General features: G+C 65.0%; 16 protein-coding genes. 8 read left to right on the top strand and 8 right to left on the bottom strand.

From position 1 onward, the window contains the following. Positions 1-59 precede the first annotated feature (59 nt). The 3 genes from NKJ04_RS24015 to NKJ04_RS24025 all read left to right on the top strand — a co-directional run bounded on the left by NKJ04_RS24015 (position 60) and on the right by NKJ04_RS24025 (position 4,208). Complete coding sequence (locus NKJ04_RS24015) at positions 60-1,622, top strand: sugar ABC transporter ATP-binding protein (protein WP_352677576.1); 1,563 nt, start codon at positions 60-62, stop codon at positions 1,620-1,622. Further along, a complete protein-coding gene (locus NKJ04_RS24020; protein ID WP_352443288.1) occupies positions 1,619-2,635 on the top strand; it encodes an ABC transporter permease in 1,017 nt (338 codons plus the stop codon). Before NKJ04_RS24015 ends, NKJ04_RS24020 begins: the two co-directional genes overlap by 4 nt. A 286-nt stretch (positions 2,636-2,921) precedes the next feature. Next, positions 2,922-4,208, top strand: a complete 1,287-nt coding sequence (locus NKJ04_RS24025) for a hypothetical protein (RefSeq protein WP_352677578.1) — start codon at positions 2,922-2,924, stop codon at positions 4,206-4,208. A 29-nt stretch (positions 4,209-4,237) separates the two neighbouring features. Here the strand turns inward: NKJ04_RS24025 and NKJ04_RS24030 are convergent, their stop codons facing one another. Next, complete coding sequence (locus NKJ04_RS24030) at positions 4,238-4,819, bottom strand: hypothetical protein (protein WP_023813283.1); 582 nt, start codon at positions 4,817-4,819, stop codon at positions 4,238-4,240. 121 nt (positions 4,820-4,940) lie between these two features. On the opposite strand from NKJ04_RS24030, the gene NKJ04_RS24035 reads away from it, so the two are divergent. Next, positions 4,941-5,423: an HIT family protein gene (locus NKJ04_RS24035; RefSeq protein ID WP_128305542.1), complete on the top strand. Its 483-nt coding sequence runs from the start codon at positions 4,941-4,943 to the stop codon at positions 5,421-5,423. 16 nt (positions 5,424-5,439) lie between these two features. On the opposite strand, the gene NKJ04_RS24040 is transcribed toward NKJ04_RS24035, so the two are convergent. The 3 genes from NKJ04_RS24040 to NKJ04_RS24050 all read right to left on the bottom strand — a co-directional run bounded on the left by NKJ04_RS24040 (position 5,440) and on the right by NKJ04_RS24050 (position 7,072). Further along, positions 5,440-6,021, bottom strand: a complete 582-nt coding sequence (locus NKJ04_RS24040; RefSeq protein ID WP_128305543.1) for a hypothetical protein — start codon at positions 6,019-6,021, stop codon at positions 5,440-5,442. Then, positions 6,018-6,614: a hypothetical protein gene (locus tag NKJ04_RS24045; RefSeq protein ID WP_128305544.1), complete on the bottom strand. Its 597-nt coding sequence runs from the start codon at positions 6,612-6,614 to the stop codon at positions 6,018-6,020. Before NKJ04_RS24045 ends, NKJ04_RS24040 begins: the two co-directional genes overlap by 4 nt. An 89-nt stretch (positions 6,615-6,703) precedes the next feature. Next, positions 6,704-7,072, bottom strand: a complete 369-nt coding sequence (locus tag NKJ04_RS24050; RefSeq protein ID WP_023813287.1) for a hypothetical protein — start codon at positions 7,070-7,072, stop codon at positions 6,704-6,706. A 189-nt stretch (positions 7,073-7,261) separates the two neighbouring features. Here NKJ04_RS24050 and NKJ04_RS24055 point away from each other — a divergent pair, with 189 nt between their 5' ends. After that, the gene (locus tag NKJ04_RS24055; RefSeq protein ID WP_031213614.1) at positions 7,262-7,564 is read left to right on the top strand and encodes a hypothetical protein; all 303 of its coding nucleotides are present in this window, start codon (positions 7,262-7,264) and stop codon (positions 7,562-7,564) included. 240 nt (positions 7,565-7,804) lie between these two features. On the opposite strand, the gene NKJ04_RS24060 is transcribed toward NKJ04_RS24055, so the two are convergent. Further along, complete coding sequence (locus tag NKJ04_RS24060; RefSeq protein WP_023813289.1) at positions 7,805-8,509, bottom strand: XRE family transcriptional regulator; 705 nt, start codon at positions 8,507-8,509, stop codon at positions 7,805-7,807. A gap of 212 nt (positions 8,510-8,721) precedes the next feature. Here NKJ04_RS24060 and NKJ04_RS24065 point away from each other — a divergent pair, with 212 nt between their 5' ends. Both NKJ04_RS24065 and NKJ04_RS24070 read left to right on the top strand, forming a co-directional pair. After that, the gene (locus NKJ04_RS24065; RefSeq protein ID WP_245273285.1) at positions 8,722-8,988 is read left to right on the top strand and encodes a hypothetical protein; all 267 of its coding nucleotides are present in this window, start codon (positions 8,722-8,724) and stop codon (positions 8,986-8,988) included. A gap of 114 nt (positions 8,989-9,102) precedes the next feature. After that, positions 9,103-9,753: a GcrA cell cycle regulator gene (locus tag NKJ04_RS24070; RefSeq protein WP_352551405.1), complete on the top strand. Its 651-nt coding sequence runs from the start codon at positions 9,103-9,105 to the stop codon at positions 9,751-9,753. Positions 9,754-9,991: 238 nt separating this feature from the next. On the opposite strand, the gene NKJ04_RS24075 is transcribed toward NKJ04_RS24070, so the two are convergent. Beyond that, on the bottom strand, positions 9,992-10,300 hold the full coding sequence (locus NKJ04_RS24075) for a DUF982 domain-containing protein (RefSeq protein WP_023813292.1): 309 nt from the start codon (positions 10,298-10,300) through the stop codon (positions 9,992-9,994). A gap of 108 nt (positions 10,301-10,408) precedes the next feature. Beyond that, positions 10,409-10,690, bottom strand: coding sequence for a DUF982 domain-containing protein (locus NKJ04_RS24080; RefSeq protein WP_352551403.1), 282 nt, complete (start codon positions 10,688-10,690; stop codon positions 10,409-10,411). 243 nt (positions 10,691-10,933) lie between these two features. Here NKJ04_RS24080 and NKJ04_RS24085 point away from each other — a divergent pair, with 243 nt between their 5' ends. After that, complete coding sequence (locus NKJ04_RS24085) at positions 10,934-11,530, top strand: DUF6456 domain-containing protein (protein WP_352677583.1); 597 nt, start codon at positions 10,934-10,936, stop codon at positions 11,528-11,530. A gap of 110 nt (positions 11,531-11,640) precedes the next feature. Here the strand turns inward: NKJ04_RS24085 and NKJ04_RS24090 are convergent, their stop codons facing one another. Next, positions 11,641-13,665, bottom strand: coding sequence for an acyltransferase family protein (locus NKJ04_RS24090; protein ID WP_352677585.1), 2,025 nt, complete (start codon positions 13,663-13,665; stop codon positions 11,641-11,643). Between the last annotated feature and the right edge of the window lie 215 nt (positions 13,666-13,880).

Below are 13,880 nucleotides of genomic sequence, written 5' to 3' on the forward strand. Positions count from 1 at the left end.
CAGAGGGGGGTGTTCAAGTGCTGAGCGTGCCGGCATGAACTGCATCAGAGGAGCAACCCTTGCCAGCTGAATCCGCATCGCCCGAACCCGTCCTGCTCGCCGTCGAGGGCATCACCAAGCATTTCGCCGGCGTCACCGCGCTAAGCGATGTCTCGCTCGACATCCGCCCCGGCGAAATCCTCGGCCTGCTGGGCGAAAACGGCGCCGGCAAGTCGACGCTCTTGAAAATTCTCTCGGGCGTCATGCCGCCGTCGGGCGGCCGCATCACTTTCGACGGTGCCGATTATCATCCATCCAGCCCGCAGGATGCCAAGCGGCTCGGCATCGTCACCATCTACCAGGAACTGAGCCTGATCCCGACGCTGACTGTGGCGGAGAATATCTTTATCGGCCGCGCGCCGATCGGTCCGCTCGGGCTGGTGAGTTGGGGGCGCATGGAGCAAGAATCGCGCTCGATCATCGCCCGCGTCGGCCTCTCCATCGATCCGATGACGCCGGTGTCGGCGCTGTCGGTGGCCGAACAGCAACTGGTCGAGATTGCCCGCGCCCTGTCGCTGAAAAGCCGGCTGATCATCATGGACGAGCCGACCTCGGCGCTGACCGAGACCGAGGTGCAGCGGCTGCTGTCGATCATGGATCGGCTGCGCAAGGACAAGGTCGCCATCATGTTCGTCACCCACCGGCTGGAGGAAGCGTCCGCCATATGCGATCGCATGACGGTGCTGCGCGACGGGCGGCTGGCCGGGCATCTTAACCGCGAGGGCGGACCGATCGCGCTGCCCAAAATCATCGAGAAGATGGTCGGCCGCGCGGCGTCCGAGCTCTACGCCCGGCCGGCGCAGCGCGCGGTGGCCGGCGATATCGTGCTGTCGGTGCGCGGCCTGCGCACCGTTCGCGACCCCGAGGCGCCCCACGCCATCGTGCTCGACGGCGTCGACATCGACCTCAAGGCCGGTGAAATCCTCGGCGTTGCCGGGCTTGTGGGGTCCGGCCGCACGGAACTGGCGCGCGCCATCTTCGGCGCCGACCGCATCGCGGCCGGCACCATCACGCTCGACGGGAAGCCGATCGCCCCGGCATCACCCGCGGACGCCATTGCGCTCGGCATCGGCCTGCTACCGGAGGACCGCAAGCACCAGGCGATCTTTGCCGCGCTGGGCATCCTGCCGAATTTCTCCATCGCTTCGCTGGGCAGCTTCAGCAACGGTTTCGGCTTCATGGCCGAGCGGCGCGAGCGCGATGCGCTGTCCGGGTTTCGCAAGATGCTGTCGATCCGCATGGCTTCGGCCGAGCAGGCGATCGAAGGCCTGTCGGGCGGCAACCAGCAGAAGGTGATGCTGGCGCGCTGGCTGGCGCGCGATCCGAAAGTGCTGATCGTCGACGAGCCGACTCGCGGCGTCGATGTCGGCGCCAAGACAGAGGTGCACCAGATCCTGGTGCAGCTTGCGGCGCGCGGCATTGCGGTGATGATGATTTCGTCCGAGCTGCCCGAGGTGCTTGCGGTGTCGGACCGCATCGTCACCATGCGCCGGGGACGCATCACCGGCCAGATGCCGGGCGTCGAGGCAAACGAGGAAAGACTGATGGAACTGATGGCACTCGACCGCAAGGAGATACTATGAGCGTGGCGGGGGAACAGGATCAGCGCGGCGGTATCAACTTCGCGCGGCTTTTGATGAGCTTCGGGCCGCTGCTGTTCTTGGTGGCGCTGATCATCGTCTTCACGGTGCTGAAGCCGAGCTTCATGGACCCGATCAATTTGTTCAACATCACAAGGCAGATCTCGATCACCGGGCTGATTGCGCTCGGCATGACCTTCGTCATCCTCACCGCCGGCATCGACCTGTCGGTCGGTTCGCTGCTCGCCTTCTGCGGTATGGTCGCCGCCGTGGTCGCCAAGGGCGGCTCCGCCAACACGCTGTCGCTGTCGACGAGCGGCACGCAAGGGTTCGGCTGGTTCGCAGCACTCTTGGCCGCCGTCGTTGTGGGCGCTGCTGCCGGCGGGGTGCAAGGGCTTGTCATCACCCGGCTAAAAGTGCCGCCCTTCGTCGTCACGCTGGGCGGGCTGACGGTGTTTCGCGGGCTGACGCTGACCATCTCAAACGGCGGCCCGATCTCGGGCTTCGACGCCTCGATGCGCTGGTTCGGAACCGGGCTGATCGGCCCCGTGCCGGTGCCGGCGCTGATCTTCGCCGCGGCCGCCATCCTGTGCCACATCGTGCTGCGCTACACGCGCTACGGCCGAGCCGTCTATGCCGTCGGCGGCAATGCCGAGGCGGCAAGGCTGTCGGGCCTGCGCGTCGACCGCATCCTGATCTCGGTCTATGTCATCGTCGGCTTTTTTGCCGGGCTTGCCGCCTTCGTGCTGTCGGCGCGGCTGAACTCCTCCGAAGCAGTCGCCGGTATTGGCTACGAGCTGACGGTCATCTCGGCCGTCGTCATCGGCGGCACCTCGCTGTTCGGCGGCATCGGCTCTGTCGGCGGCACGGTGGTGGGCGCGGCGCTCATCGGCGTGCTGCAAAACGGGCTGCAGTTCAACAACGTCTCGTCTTACACGCAAAGCATCGTCATCGGGCTCATCCTGATCCTGGCGGTGGCGTTCGACCGGTGGCTGAAATCGCGGGTGAGAAGGTGAGGAGCAAAGGGAGCTGTTGGCGCCCAGGCACCCCCCTCTGTCCTGCCGGACATCTCCCCCGCAAGGGGGGAGATTGGCAGCTTCGTCTTCGTTGCTTCTTCTTCAACTTTGAAAATTGGCGAAAGCAGTCATGACATCCAATCTCCCCCCTTGCGGGGGAGATGTCCGGCAGGACAGAGGGGGGTGCCTCGCACCTTCGCTTGCCGGGTGAAGCTCACCCATTCCTTGCAAAACAACCATGCTTTGCTAGAAAGACTTGGGGCGGGTGGCATCGTGAGAGAACCTCATGTTTGCCGATATCATCAGACCGATCACCTTGAGTTTTTCGCTGCTGCGGCGGTTCTGGCCGCAGCTCATCGCCTTGGTGCTGGCCGGCGTGCTGGTCGGCGATCTCCTCATGCAGCTCGCGGCGAAGGTGGCGCTGGCCAATCACTTCGCCGGGCTGGCGATGCTGACGCTGGTGGCGCTGGCGCAGCTGGTGGTGACGGTGGCGATGTTCCATGTGTTGCGCCCCGGCCTGCCGCATGTGCTGGCCGCGCAGCGCAGCGCGGACAAGGCCGCAACCACCGAGGCGCAAGCCGTCAAGGAGCCGGGTGCTGTGGACCGGCGCGGCTCGCGGCTGGTGCGGATGATCACCATCGCGCTGCTGCCGTTCTTCGCCTATTACGCGGCCTGGGGATTTCTGGGCGACATCGTTCGCCAATATTCGCGCGCCACGCTCGACCAAGCCGATTTCGGCCAGAGCGCCAATGTGCTCGACGTGCTCGATTCGCGCTGGCTGCTGGTCTCGGTGGCGGTGTCCTGGCTGATCCGCCGGCTGGCCAAATTCATGCAGACGAAAACGAAAGCCGCCTCGTTCTGGCAGATCGTCGTGGTGATCTGCGAGACCAACTGGATCTTCGTCGGCCTCTACGTGATCAGCCGCTGGAAGGACTCGGCGCTGCAATGGCTGATGAGCCGCAATTTCTGGTCGGCCCTGCAGGCCTCAGTGGACGGGCTGGCGAACCCGGTGCCGATGGCCTCGGCCGCCCCCATGGTGCCGGTCGAGTCGATCGCGCCATCGACGGTTGCCGTCAACCTGTTCTTCTTCATGTTGCTGCCGCTGATCTGGCTGGTGATGGCGGCGCTGATCTATGGCTATGACGTGCGCGACGATGCCGCCCTGATGCGCGTGCACGGCCGGCTGGAGCGCGCCGGCCGGCGCTATGTCGGCCTGCCGAAATTCCTGCGTGATTTCGTCGAGCATTTCATCGCCGGTTACCGCTCGCGCTATCTGCCGATCGCCAACGGGGTTCGGCTGACAGTCAGCTCCAGTCTGGTGCTTTTGTGCACGCTGGTCGTCGGCTACCGCTTTCTCGACTGGGGCGCTGCCTGGCTATGGCTGGGCACGACGCGGCTGATCGGTCCGCACGAGCTCGACGTCTGGCAGATTTTTTCGCATGGCGTGACGCTGCTGTTCGGCAGCCCGTTCCAGGATTCCTCCACCGGCATCCTGATCGAGCCGCTGCGCATATGCTTTCTCGCCGCCGTGCTGGAGACAGCGTTTTCGATGGCGAAGCGGGCGGGGAAGTGAATTCTCTCCGTTTACGGGGAGAAGGACGCTCACTTCGGCGGCCTCTGAAAGCGCAGGAACCACGGCCGCTCGCTGCCCAATCCGACAGCCGGGCGGATGGTCTTGATGGCGTCCTCGGGCACGATGAAGGTTTCGCCCACGGTGATGATTTCGCCCTTCTTGGCGCCGGAGAAGATCGCCGAGGTGCAGTTCATCACGCCGTCCGGCAGGCCGACGCCGGAGATGAAGTCGGACAGCCAGCGGCGCCCGGCGGCGTCGGTCAGTATCACCTTGCAGCCCAGCCACTGTTTTTGCAGATCGGGGTCGCCAACCGTTACCGCAAAGGTGGCGATGACGGCGAAGGCGTGGTCGGGCAAGCGGCCGGCCTTGCCGCCGCGCAGATCGGCCAGCCGCCACTCGCTGCCGCCGAATGGCACGGACTGGCCGAACTCGACATCCCTGGCGATGAGGTCGTCGCCGTGCAGCCATTCACGGACGCTGTCATAGCTGGTCTCGGCCAGCGTCAGCGGCAGCAGGATAGCGAGCGCGGCAAGACCGCGCCGGCGCCATTTTTTCTCGGTCTCTCGGCCTTCGTCGGCGGCTGGTTCGAGATCGGTCGAAACTGCGGTCATGCCTTTGCCTTGGTCTTGCTCAGTGTTGAGAGTTTCGAGCGCAAACTGCGCTGCGGAATTGCTTTGGGTTCAAGCTGGGTTACTCTGAAACGATTGAGCTCCCTGCATCGGAGAACAAAATTTGCAGAGTCCCGAACCGTTTCAGATTTCCGCGACGGATTTCTGGCTCCTGAGCCACCGGACTGACTCTGCTCTGCCCGGGTACCTGGTGCTTGGTTCCAAGCTGCCGACCAACAACCTCTTGGAACTGCCGCAAGCGGCTCTGGCCGAATTGGGCCCATTGCTTGCGGAAGCTCAGAAGGCATTGACGTCGCGGCTGCGGCCTAACCGGCTCTACATCAGTCGCTACGGCCATTCTCCGGGTCATTCGTTCCATTTTCACCTGATACCTGTCTATGACTGGGTCGAACGGCTCTTCTGGTCCGACCATCGATATCGATCCCTTGAACAGTTCACTGATGCGTCAAGCGAACCGGGCACCGATGGCGCGGAACTCACGCTGTTTATTTGGAGGGAATTTTGTGAGCGGGCCGATCCACCCCCTGTCGAAGGTCCTTCTGTTGCGGAAGTGATTGCATTGCTGCGCCAGGTCATGGGCAGTTAGGCTTGCGCGCCCCTTCCTACAGTCGCGCATCAAGATCGTATTGCGGCAAGACATCCGCTGGCTGGCCATCGGCGCCGGTCGGCACCGCGTCGAGGCTGATGCGGGCCTGGGCGTCGAGCGGGCCGAACCGGCGCGCGGCGACCAGCAGGCTGGCGCCGGGGATCTGGTCGGGCGGCACCTCGAAGATGAACAGGCCGCGTCTTTCCAACCCCGGATCAATGGAATGCGGCGGCATGTCCTGGCGGTAGCCCAGCCGTTCGCTCTGGTGGTAGCGCAGGCCGGTCGGGCCTTGCCAGGTGCCGTCGGCGACCGTGGTGGAGGTGCTGGTGGCGGTGAGACTGGTCGTCACCACCGCCCACAGGCCGCTGGTCGTCAAAAGCTTCTCCTGGCCGAACTGGTCGCTCTTCAGCGTGCGGGCAAAGACCACTCTGTCGAGGCGGACAGCGAAGCTGCGCGCCCGCACCGTGTCGTGGACGGCGCCGTCGACCGGGATCGGTGCGGTGAGCTCGGCATAATGCGGCTTCGACACCTGCATGCCGTAGCTCAGCGCCACGGTGGTGGCGAGGATCAGGAGATTGCCGATGGCCCGGATATTCATGAGCCGCCTTTCCGTGAGTCTGCCACGGGCAGGTCGACGACGGGCAAGGTGACGGTGCCGAGCCGAGTGGGATTGAACCAGCCGGGCGTCCCGTAAAGGTTGTCGCGCGGCTTGAAGATCTCGGCGATGATGCCGAAGCTGAGATTTGCCGGCACGATGGCGTCGCCGGCAAGCGGCCAGACATAGGCCATGCGTTCGGTCATGCCGGGATGCAGTTCCGGCGTCAGAGTCGAATCACGGGTCAGCGCGATCATCGGCAGGCCGTCGAGCAGAGCGAGTCCGTCCGGCGTGAAGACATTGAAATAGGCCTTGTCGGATTGCGCCGTGCGATTGGTCAGGTCGACCTCCAGCACCAGCGCCTTCTGGCCTGGTTTCAGCGGCACGCCATAGACCTTGGCGCGGCTGACATATGCACGCACCGGCTTGAGATGCCAACGCCCGGCATCGATGCCGGCATCGGGCGGCAATTGCGGCGGGGCGTGGGGGGGCAGGGCGCCGAACGCGCCCATCAGGCCGGCGACGAACAGGGCGGCGATGGTTCCCGCGCCGGCCGTTATCCAGGTTTGAAATTTTAAGCGGGCAGTCTTGAACATTCCAAACTATGCACGTCGACGATCAGCCACCCCTGCGCAGTCTAGAAAGAAAAAATTGCTGATGGAACCCGCAAATGGCTGGTCCAGCCTCACGCTGCTTCGCGCGCCCATAGAAGATGGCCATGGCGACGAAAATACCGCGCCACCAGCCGCTGTTGCTTGGCCCTGATCAGGTCGGGCAGGCGCCGCTCCTGGCGCCAGCGCGGTATGTTGCGCCAGCAGGCTATGAAGCGGACGGCGTCCTCGATGGCCTCCTCCGCCGAGAGGGCCGGGCCAATCGCGGCCAGGAACAGCGCCTCCGACGGTTTCAACGCGTCGATCACCGCCTTGCGCCTGACGTGATCCTGACGGGCGTGGGCGATGCCGTTGCGGCGGATGGCTTCGAAGGCTTCAAGCAGGGCCAGGCTGTCGCCGGCGTAACCGCAGGAACGGGCAAAATCGGCGGCAAGGGCGTCCATTATCGCTCCCGGGTTTGATGCAATGGGCGGGTTCGTGCTCCGACTCACATTTGCATATCCAGCGTGAAAGCATAACTCAAATTACCTTAGAAGAAAAACTTCTGGGAAAGTTTGAAAACTGCGACTCGACTCCGGGCGCAAAACACAGGAATATGCGAACAAATCAGGAACAAAGACGAGGCAGGGGCGATGGCATTGCCGGGCAGGGAACCAACAATGGCGCATGTCGCCTCGATCTCGGTCGAGTGCGCGGATTGCGGCCGCAACCGTTGGTGGCGGCCCGATCAGTTGAAGCGGTTCGGCGTGACGAGGAACACGCCGCTTGCCGCTCTGTCGGGCCGCATCGTCTGCTCGGCCTGCCGTGCCGACGGACTGCCGGGGGCGACCGTTACGATCCAGGCGGCCTTCATCGACGAGCGCCAGCGCGTGCGTAGCGAAGCGCAGATGCTGAGCGATCGCGAGGTGCCGCTGGAGGGAGCGCGGCGGGCTTGAGTCTTGTCGAAAGGGTGAACGGCCGGTTCGCGTAAGCGAATTGATCGTGCCAGTGGCACGATCAAAGGCCAGCGAACGCCGGGGCGCTGCGAAGCAGCGGGGACCCGGCAGGTGGATCCTGCGCTACCGGCCCTTCGCAAGCTCAGGGCGTTCAAGGCTCGAAAAGCCAAGCAATTGGCTTTTCGTCCGCTGTGCGGACCGCCTTTCACCCCCGCAAGGGGAGAAGGCAAGAAGCGCTCCTCAATACCCCAGCAATTCCTTCAGCGAAATCACGCGCCAGACATGTTTGATGGCGTAGCGGTTGAAGGTCAGCGTCTTCGGCGGATTGTATTGCTCGACCACCAACTCGCCCGCCGTGCGTTTGACCAGCTTCTTGATGAAGGCCTTGCCGTTGCGCTCGTTTTCTTCGGGGAAGGTCTCGATCACCACGTGGTCGCCGGGCACCGCGTCGCGGCCGCCGCAATAGATCAGGTCGCCGGGCTCGTAACGCGGCACCATGGAATCCGAGAGCACGTGCAGGGCGAACACCTTCGGCAGGTTGCGCACGCCCGGCGGGCGCTGGACGTAGCCTGCCGGCTCGCCGTTGAAGGTGAAATCGCCATCGTCGCCGCCGACGGCCGCGCCTAGCACCTCGATATCCATCGAACCGGCGGGCAGCGGACCGGCATCGGTGACGATCTCCGCGTCGGCGACCGGTCCGGCATCGTCGAGAAACACGACCTGCCCTTGGCCCAGCGCCACCGGGTCGACGCGCAGGAAGGCGGCGGTCTTCAGGAGGTTCTCGGTCTTGGGCAGATTGCGGCCGGTTTCCCAGTTGCCGACGGCGGCGACATCGGTGTCGTTGTGCTCCGCAATGTGGCGCATGACCAGGCCGCGCTGCTTGCGCGCCTTGCGGATCGCCGCCCCGACCTTGATCGACAGTTCCGTTTTTGCCATGGCGCCCATGTGAGCGATGAAAGCGGCCCTCGTCTATGAAAGAATGGCTTGCATATATTTTCGAGTTATGCTTATATCTGGTCATGCAAAACCTGTCCAGCTTTGATGGCGCCGAGTCGCCGGCCTCACGCGAGGCGCATCCGGCGGTCATAACCGCCGCCCATTCCCTTCCGCCCCGGCCGTCCTCCTCCCCGGCCGGGGTGAAGCCCGAGGCTCAGTGCTTGACTGCACCAGCCTCGGGTCCGGTCCGCCTGTTTCCGGCGACCGGAACGGCCGGAGCCGCCGCTCCCAGCGGCTCCGGTCCCCAATTCGGCCGGCATGGCGCCGGCGCTGTTTTTTCGGCTGGCCGATCCTGCATCCGCACCGAGGACGGCACCGTCATCCTGTTGGACAGGCTAACGGGCAGGGCGGTTTCCGCCCTGGACAGAAACACGGCCGAGGCGCGGCTTTTGCACCTTGCCGGCGGGAAATCGGCCCAATCCGGCTGAGGCTGGCCGGCTGACAGCCGGCTCTTGAAAAACAACCTGACTGCGGCCCGGCCACCGGGTCGAACCTTGACGCTGCCCGACGGCGCGCGGCCGAACTTTGGATGGAGCTGGTATATGGCAAGCTATAGCGACGCGGAATTGCACGAGATCGGCCGCTGGCTGAAGGACGGGCTTTCAGCCTCCAGGATTGCAGTCGCGTTCACCGCGCTGCGTGGCAGTCCGGTGTCGCGCGACGCCATCATCGGCATCGTGCATCGTAACGCCATGCTGGGCGCGATCGGCTTTGCCAATGGCAAGGGGCCGCCGCCGCGAGCCAGACAGGCCGGGGGCAAGCGCGCTGGAAGCAAGCGGGCCGATGGCATGTCGGCGAATGCGACGCCTGCCGTCGGCAAGATGCATGGCGTGCTTGCCGCCAAGGATATCCATGCGCATGAAGTGGCCCGGCCCAGGCGCGCCCATTCGTTCGTGCGCGAGGCGGGCGTGCTGATCGCCGACGGCGTAGCCTATCGCCTGGAGGTGCCGGCGCCGCCGCGCGCGGCCATCGGCCGGCAGCCGCATGGCGTGGCGATGCGCTTCGTCGATTGCCTGTTTTCACGCTGCCGCGCGCCGCTGGATCTGACGGTGGAGGAGGATTCTGAAAACGATGCGCCAGGCAGCCGGCCGGGCGCCGATATGCTGTGCTGCGGCATGCGCACCACGGCGCTGAAAAGCTATTGCACCTATCATCAGGCGCGCTTCCAGCGCCGCGTATTTGTGGCGGGATGAGCCCGCTCCCCCGTTGCTGCGCCAGCCTCCTCATCCGGCCCTTCGGGCCACCTTCTCCCCGCTGGGAGAAGAGGAGGGCACCGACGGTGCAAGTCTCCTCTCCGAAGGACGGGCGAGACACGTGGCTCGCCCCGGAATGGTCAGCCGAACGAAGCGGAGGCTGGGTGAGGGGGCTGCCTCGCCGCACAGAGGTGGAGGATCTGAGATGAATCAAGCCCGGAGCAAAATCGCCAGAATCTTACTTCGGCATCTGCCGGCCCTGCTTGGGCGTGCGGCTCTGCATGCTCCTTGCGTCCATCGCCATCGCCGGGTTGCCTTCGGCGATCAATATGCCGGTCACCCGGGCAAAGCCGGTAAACACCTTCATGGCGTCGGCTTCGGAAATCTGCGCGGCGATCGCCGCGCTGCAGGCGTTAAGCGCGCTGCGGTAGACATGGCCGCGTCGCTCCAGCGGCCAGCGCTGCAGAAAATCGGCGGCTTCGCTGACGCTGTCGATCTCTTCGACCTCATCCTCCACCCGCACTTTGAGCGGCACTCCGGTTTTCATCGTACCCACCGCGTTCACCTTCGCTTTGCGCGCGGCTCTGTCTACCGCATCCTTAAACGCGCCCCGCTGGCGGGCGGTTGCATCAATTTTTCGGCTGGCTGGCGATCCTCATGGACTAGCCACCGCGTTCAGCCAGTCATGGGCGCGGCTTTTGGGCCTGGCCACCAGTATGTTCTGTTGCTTGGCCGCCCTGGTGAAGGCGTCGAATGCGATGCGCTGGCAGCAGGTGCCGTCGACGGCGAGCGTAACCAGCCGCGTCGCCTCGAGATAACCAGGTGCTGTCTTGTCGGGCCATTGGTGGCGCAGTGCCTCGGCTGCGCCGGCCACCGAACTGACCAGCATGGTTTTGTTGTCGCAAAAGCGCACGGTAACCGGCATGAAGGCTGTCATCGGCGAACCTCCCCTTGGCGTGGACGCGACATAACGTCGAAAGCTCGCGCCGGTTCCATCAGCCTGGATGCCGGGCGGCAAGGATGCTGGCGCAGCGGCGAAGAGGCGACGACCTCCGGTTCAACGAAGGCCAACCGAACGGCGGCCCTCTCCGCCCTGCCGACCATGTGGGGAGATGCCCAACAGCGCGAAGGATCGCCGCTTTGCCGTCCTCCATCATCCCAAGCCAACCAGGAGCCTTCCATGAGCAAAAAGACCAAACCCGCAAAACCGCAGGCGCCGAAATTGCCGAAGGGCGAGGCCGAGCAGGTGCGCATACGCCGCGAGATCGGCCATGATTTCGCGCTCAGGGATGACGCCTTCGGCCGCAAGCGGCTGGCGGCGGGAACGCTGGAGGCTGCCCGTGTCTACGAGGTGTCGAATGACGGCTACGCCGCCACCGGCGGCATCGTGCGGGTGCGCGCCATCGATGCGCTTATCGGCATCACCTCGCTGTCGCGCCAGCAGCGCGAGGCAGGCCTGCGCTACCGCGAGGATTTCCGCTGCAGCCAGCAGGCTGATGTCAAGCCGATGCGCTGGAGCGAGCGCGTCGACGGCGGCCGCGACGGCGGCGGCATCGCCGACAGCGTTCTCGACGCCGGCAGGGCCTATGCCGCCGCCACAAGAGCGCTAGGCCATTGGGAGGTGGCCGCCGTGGTGCGACAAGTCTGCTGCGCGGACGGTTCCCTCAAGCGCCTGGCCGAGCAGACCGGCGAGGGCCGGAACGTGGTGACGAAGCTGCTGAAGGTGGGGCTGGATTTGTTGGCAGTGCATTACGGGGTGATGATGATGAGGCGGTGAGGGGTGAAATGGATCCGACCGGCGATGCCGGCCGGATCCGTGATCAAGCCCGTTCCACAGATTCGCAAGATGTGATGAACAATGCGGACCGGGCGCAGATACCCAGGCGCCTAAAACAAGGCCCTCTCCAATGGCCCCGCCAGTGTCTCGGCAAAGCCCGTCGCCAGATGGTGCCTGTCACGAAACGCCAGCTTGCCTGATATGACGACGTGGCAGGTGGTCGGGCCGCAGAATTGGTTGGTGAGGTCGATGTAGCGGGTGTCGGGTACGCTGGTCACCACGGCGCGCTCGGCGGCGGCGGTGCTGTCGTTGGCGGCGTCCGCCCTTGGCGTATCGCAGTGCGGCGAGGGGGCTTCGCGCCACCACAGGGTGCGCGCCACGCAGGAGCCGGCGAAGCTGGCGTTAATCGGCGTGTCGCGGATAACAGCCGTCTCGACACCGGCCCGGCTGAAGGCCTGCAAGGTCGAGCGCAGGCCGGCCTGCCAGCGCGCTACTTCGGCGGTGCGTTCGGCGGCGGGCAGGTCGCGGGTCAGATTGCCGATGGAAAATTCGGAGATCACCACCAGGCGCGGCTTGCGGCGGATGATCTCTGATATGGCCTGCTCGCGCCAGGCGTCGCATTCGGTGTAGTCGCGCTTCAGCACCGTGTTGAAGGTGGAGAGCCGCGAGGCGCGGCACGATGATTTAAGATAGGTGATGACCTTTGTGTCGTTGCGCTTGGCCGCCTCGATCAGCGGCGTCGACCACTGGTCGGCGTGCGAATCGCCGAACAGCACGATGGTGCGGGTGGCATCGGCCGGGCCGAACATGCAGGGTTTCGGCGTCACCGTTTGGAAGTCGGCCAGGCAGTTCTTGTCGACGGCCCGCGCGATGGAAGGTCTTTCGACCGCCTGCTCGATGCCGCGCTGCTCGGGGCCGATATTGCGCGTGGCCAGATGCGCGTTGGCATAGGCGACCGCCACGCCGGTGCCGGTCAGCATCAGAGCGGGAACCAGCACAAGGCCGGGAAAAGCGCGAAGCGGTTTTGCGTCTGGAATGACCCTGGGAAAGGCGCGGGCGCCCACCGCCATCCAGGCGCCGCGCCGCGCCGGGTCTTCGATCAAATGATAGGTGAGCACCGACAGCGCGAGCGCCAGCACGCCACAGCCAAGGCGCTGCGGCACGGAAAGATCCGGCGCCAGCATCCCGGCATAGACGATGACCGGCCAATGCCAGAGATAGAGCGAATAGGAGAGCGTGCCGATCCATTGCAAGGGAGGCAGGGACAAAGCGGTAGCCGGGCCAAGGGCTTGCCAGCCGGTCCGTCTATTGGTCTGCGGCCCGCCAACGCCGCTCAGCAGCACCAGAACGGTGCCCGCCACCGGCAGCAACGCGTACCAGCCGGGGAAGGGCAGGTCTTCGCTCAACAGGAGATAGGCGGTCGCGATCAGCGCCAGGCCGAGCCAGCCAAGTGCTGCCCGCAGCCAGATGCGGTGCTGCAGCAAAGCCATGGGGACCAGCGTCGCAAGGCCGCCGGCGGCGAACTCCCAGGCGCGCAGCGGCGAAAAATAGAAGGCCCAGGCCGGCGCCGCGCTGGTCAGCCACTGGCAGGCGGCGAAGGAGGCAAGGCCGGCAACGCCTATCACGGCTGCGGCCGTTCGCCGGCCCGGCCGCAGCCAAGCGGCCAGCAGAAGCAGCGCCGGCCAGGCCAGATAGAACTGCTCCTCCACCGACAACGACCAGAAGTGGATGAAGGGATTGCTGGTGGCGTCGGCGGCGAAATAGTCGAACGACCAGCGCAGCAGCCACAGATTGATGGCATAGGCGGAGGCGAACATGGCGCCGCGCGAATAGAGCGCCTGCTCCTGCGGCGCCAGGATGAAGTAGCCGGCGGCCAGCGTAACCAGGATGACGAACAAAGCTGCCGGCAGAAGCCGCCGCGCGCGCCTGGCATAGAAGCGCCAAAGGTCGAGCCGGCCGGTCTCGCCGATCTCCTGCATGAGGTGGGTTGTTATCAGCCAGCCCGAGATGACGAAGAAGATGTCGACGCCGGCAAAGCCGCCGGGGAGCGCGGTGAGGCCGAAATGGTAGGCGACGACACCGCCGACAGCGAGCGCGCGCAATCCTTGTATGTCCGACCGGAACGATGCTGCCACGACGGCTCCTTCGTGCAAGGCCCAGCCCCTGCGCAACGTCGGCCGGGCAGGCTGATATCGCAATGCAACAAATTTATCGCAGTGCAACATAAAACAATTTTGTCGCAGTGCAACATAGCAGGAATGGAAATGGGCCGGCGCGCCGGCCGGGCTTGATCGTTGCGTGGCGGGCTTGGCCGCGCGCCCTGCGGCAGACGCAAAACAGCCCCGCGAAG

The sequence above is a fragment of the Mesorhizobium sp. M0618 genome (assembly GCF_040320765.1).
Classification (GTDB): Bacteria; Pseudomonadota; Alphaproteobacteria; order Rhizobiales; family Rhizobiaceae; genus Mesorhizobium.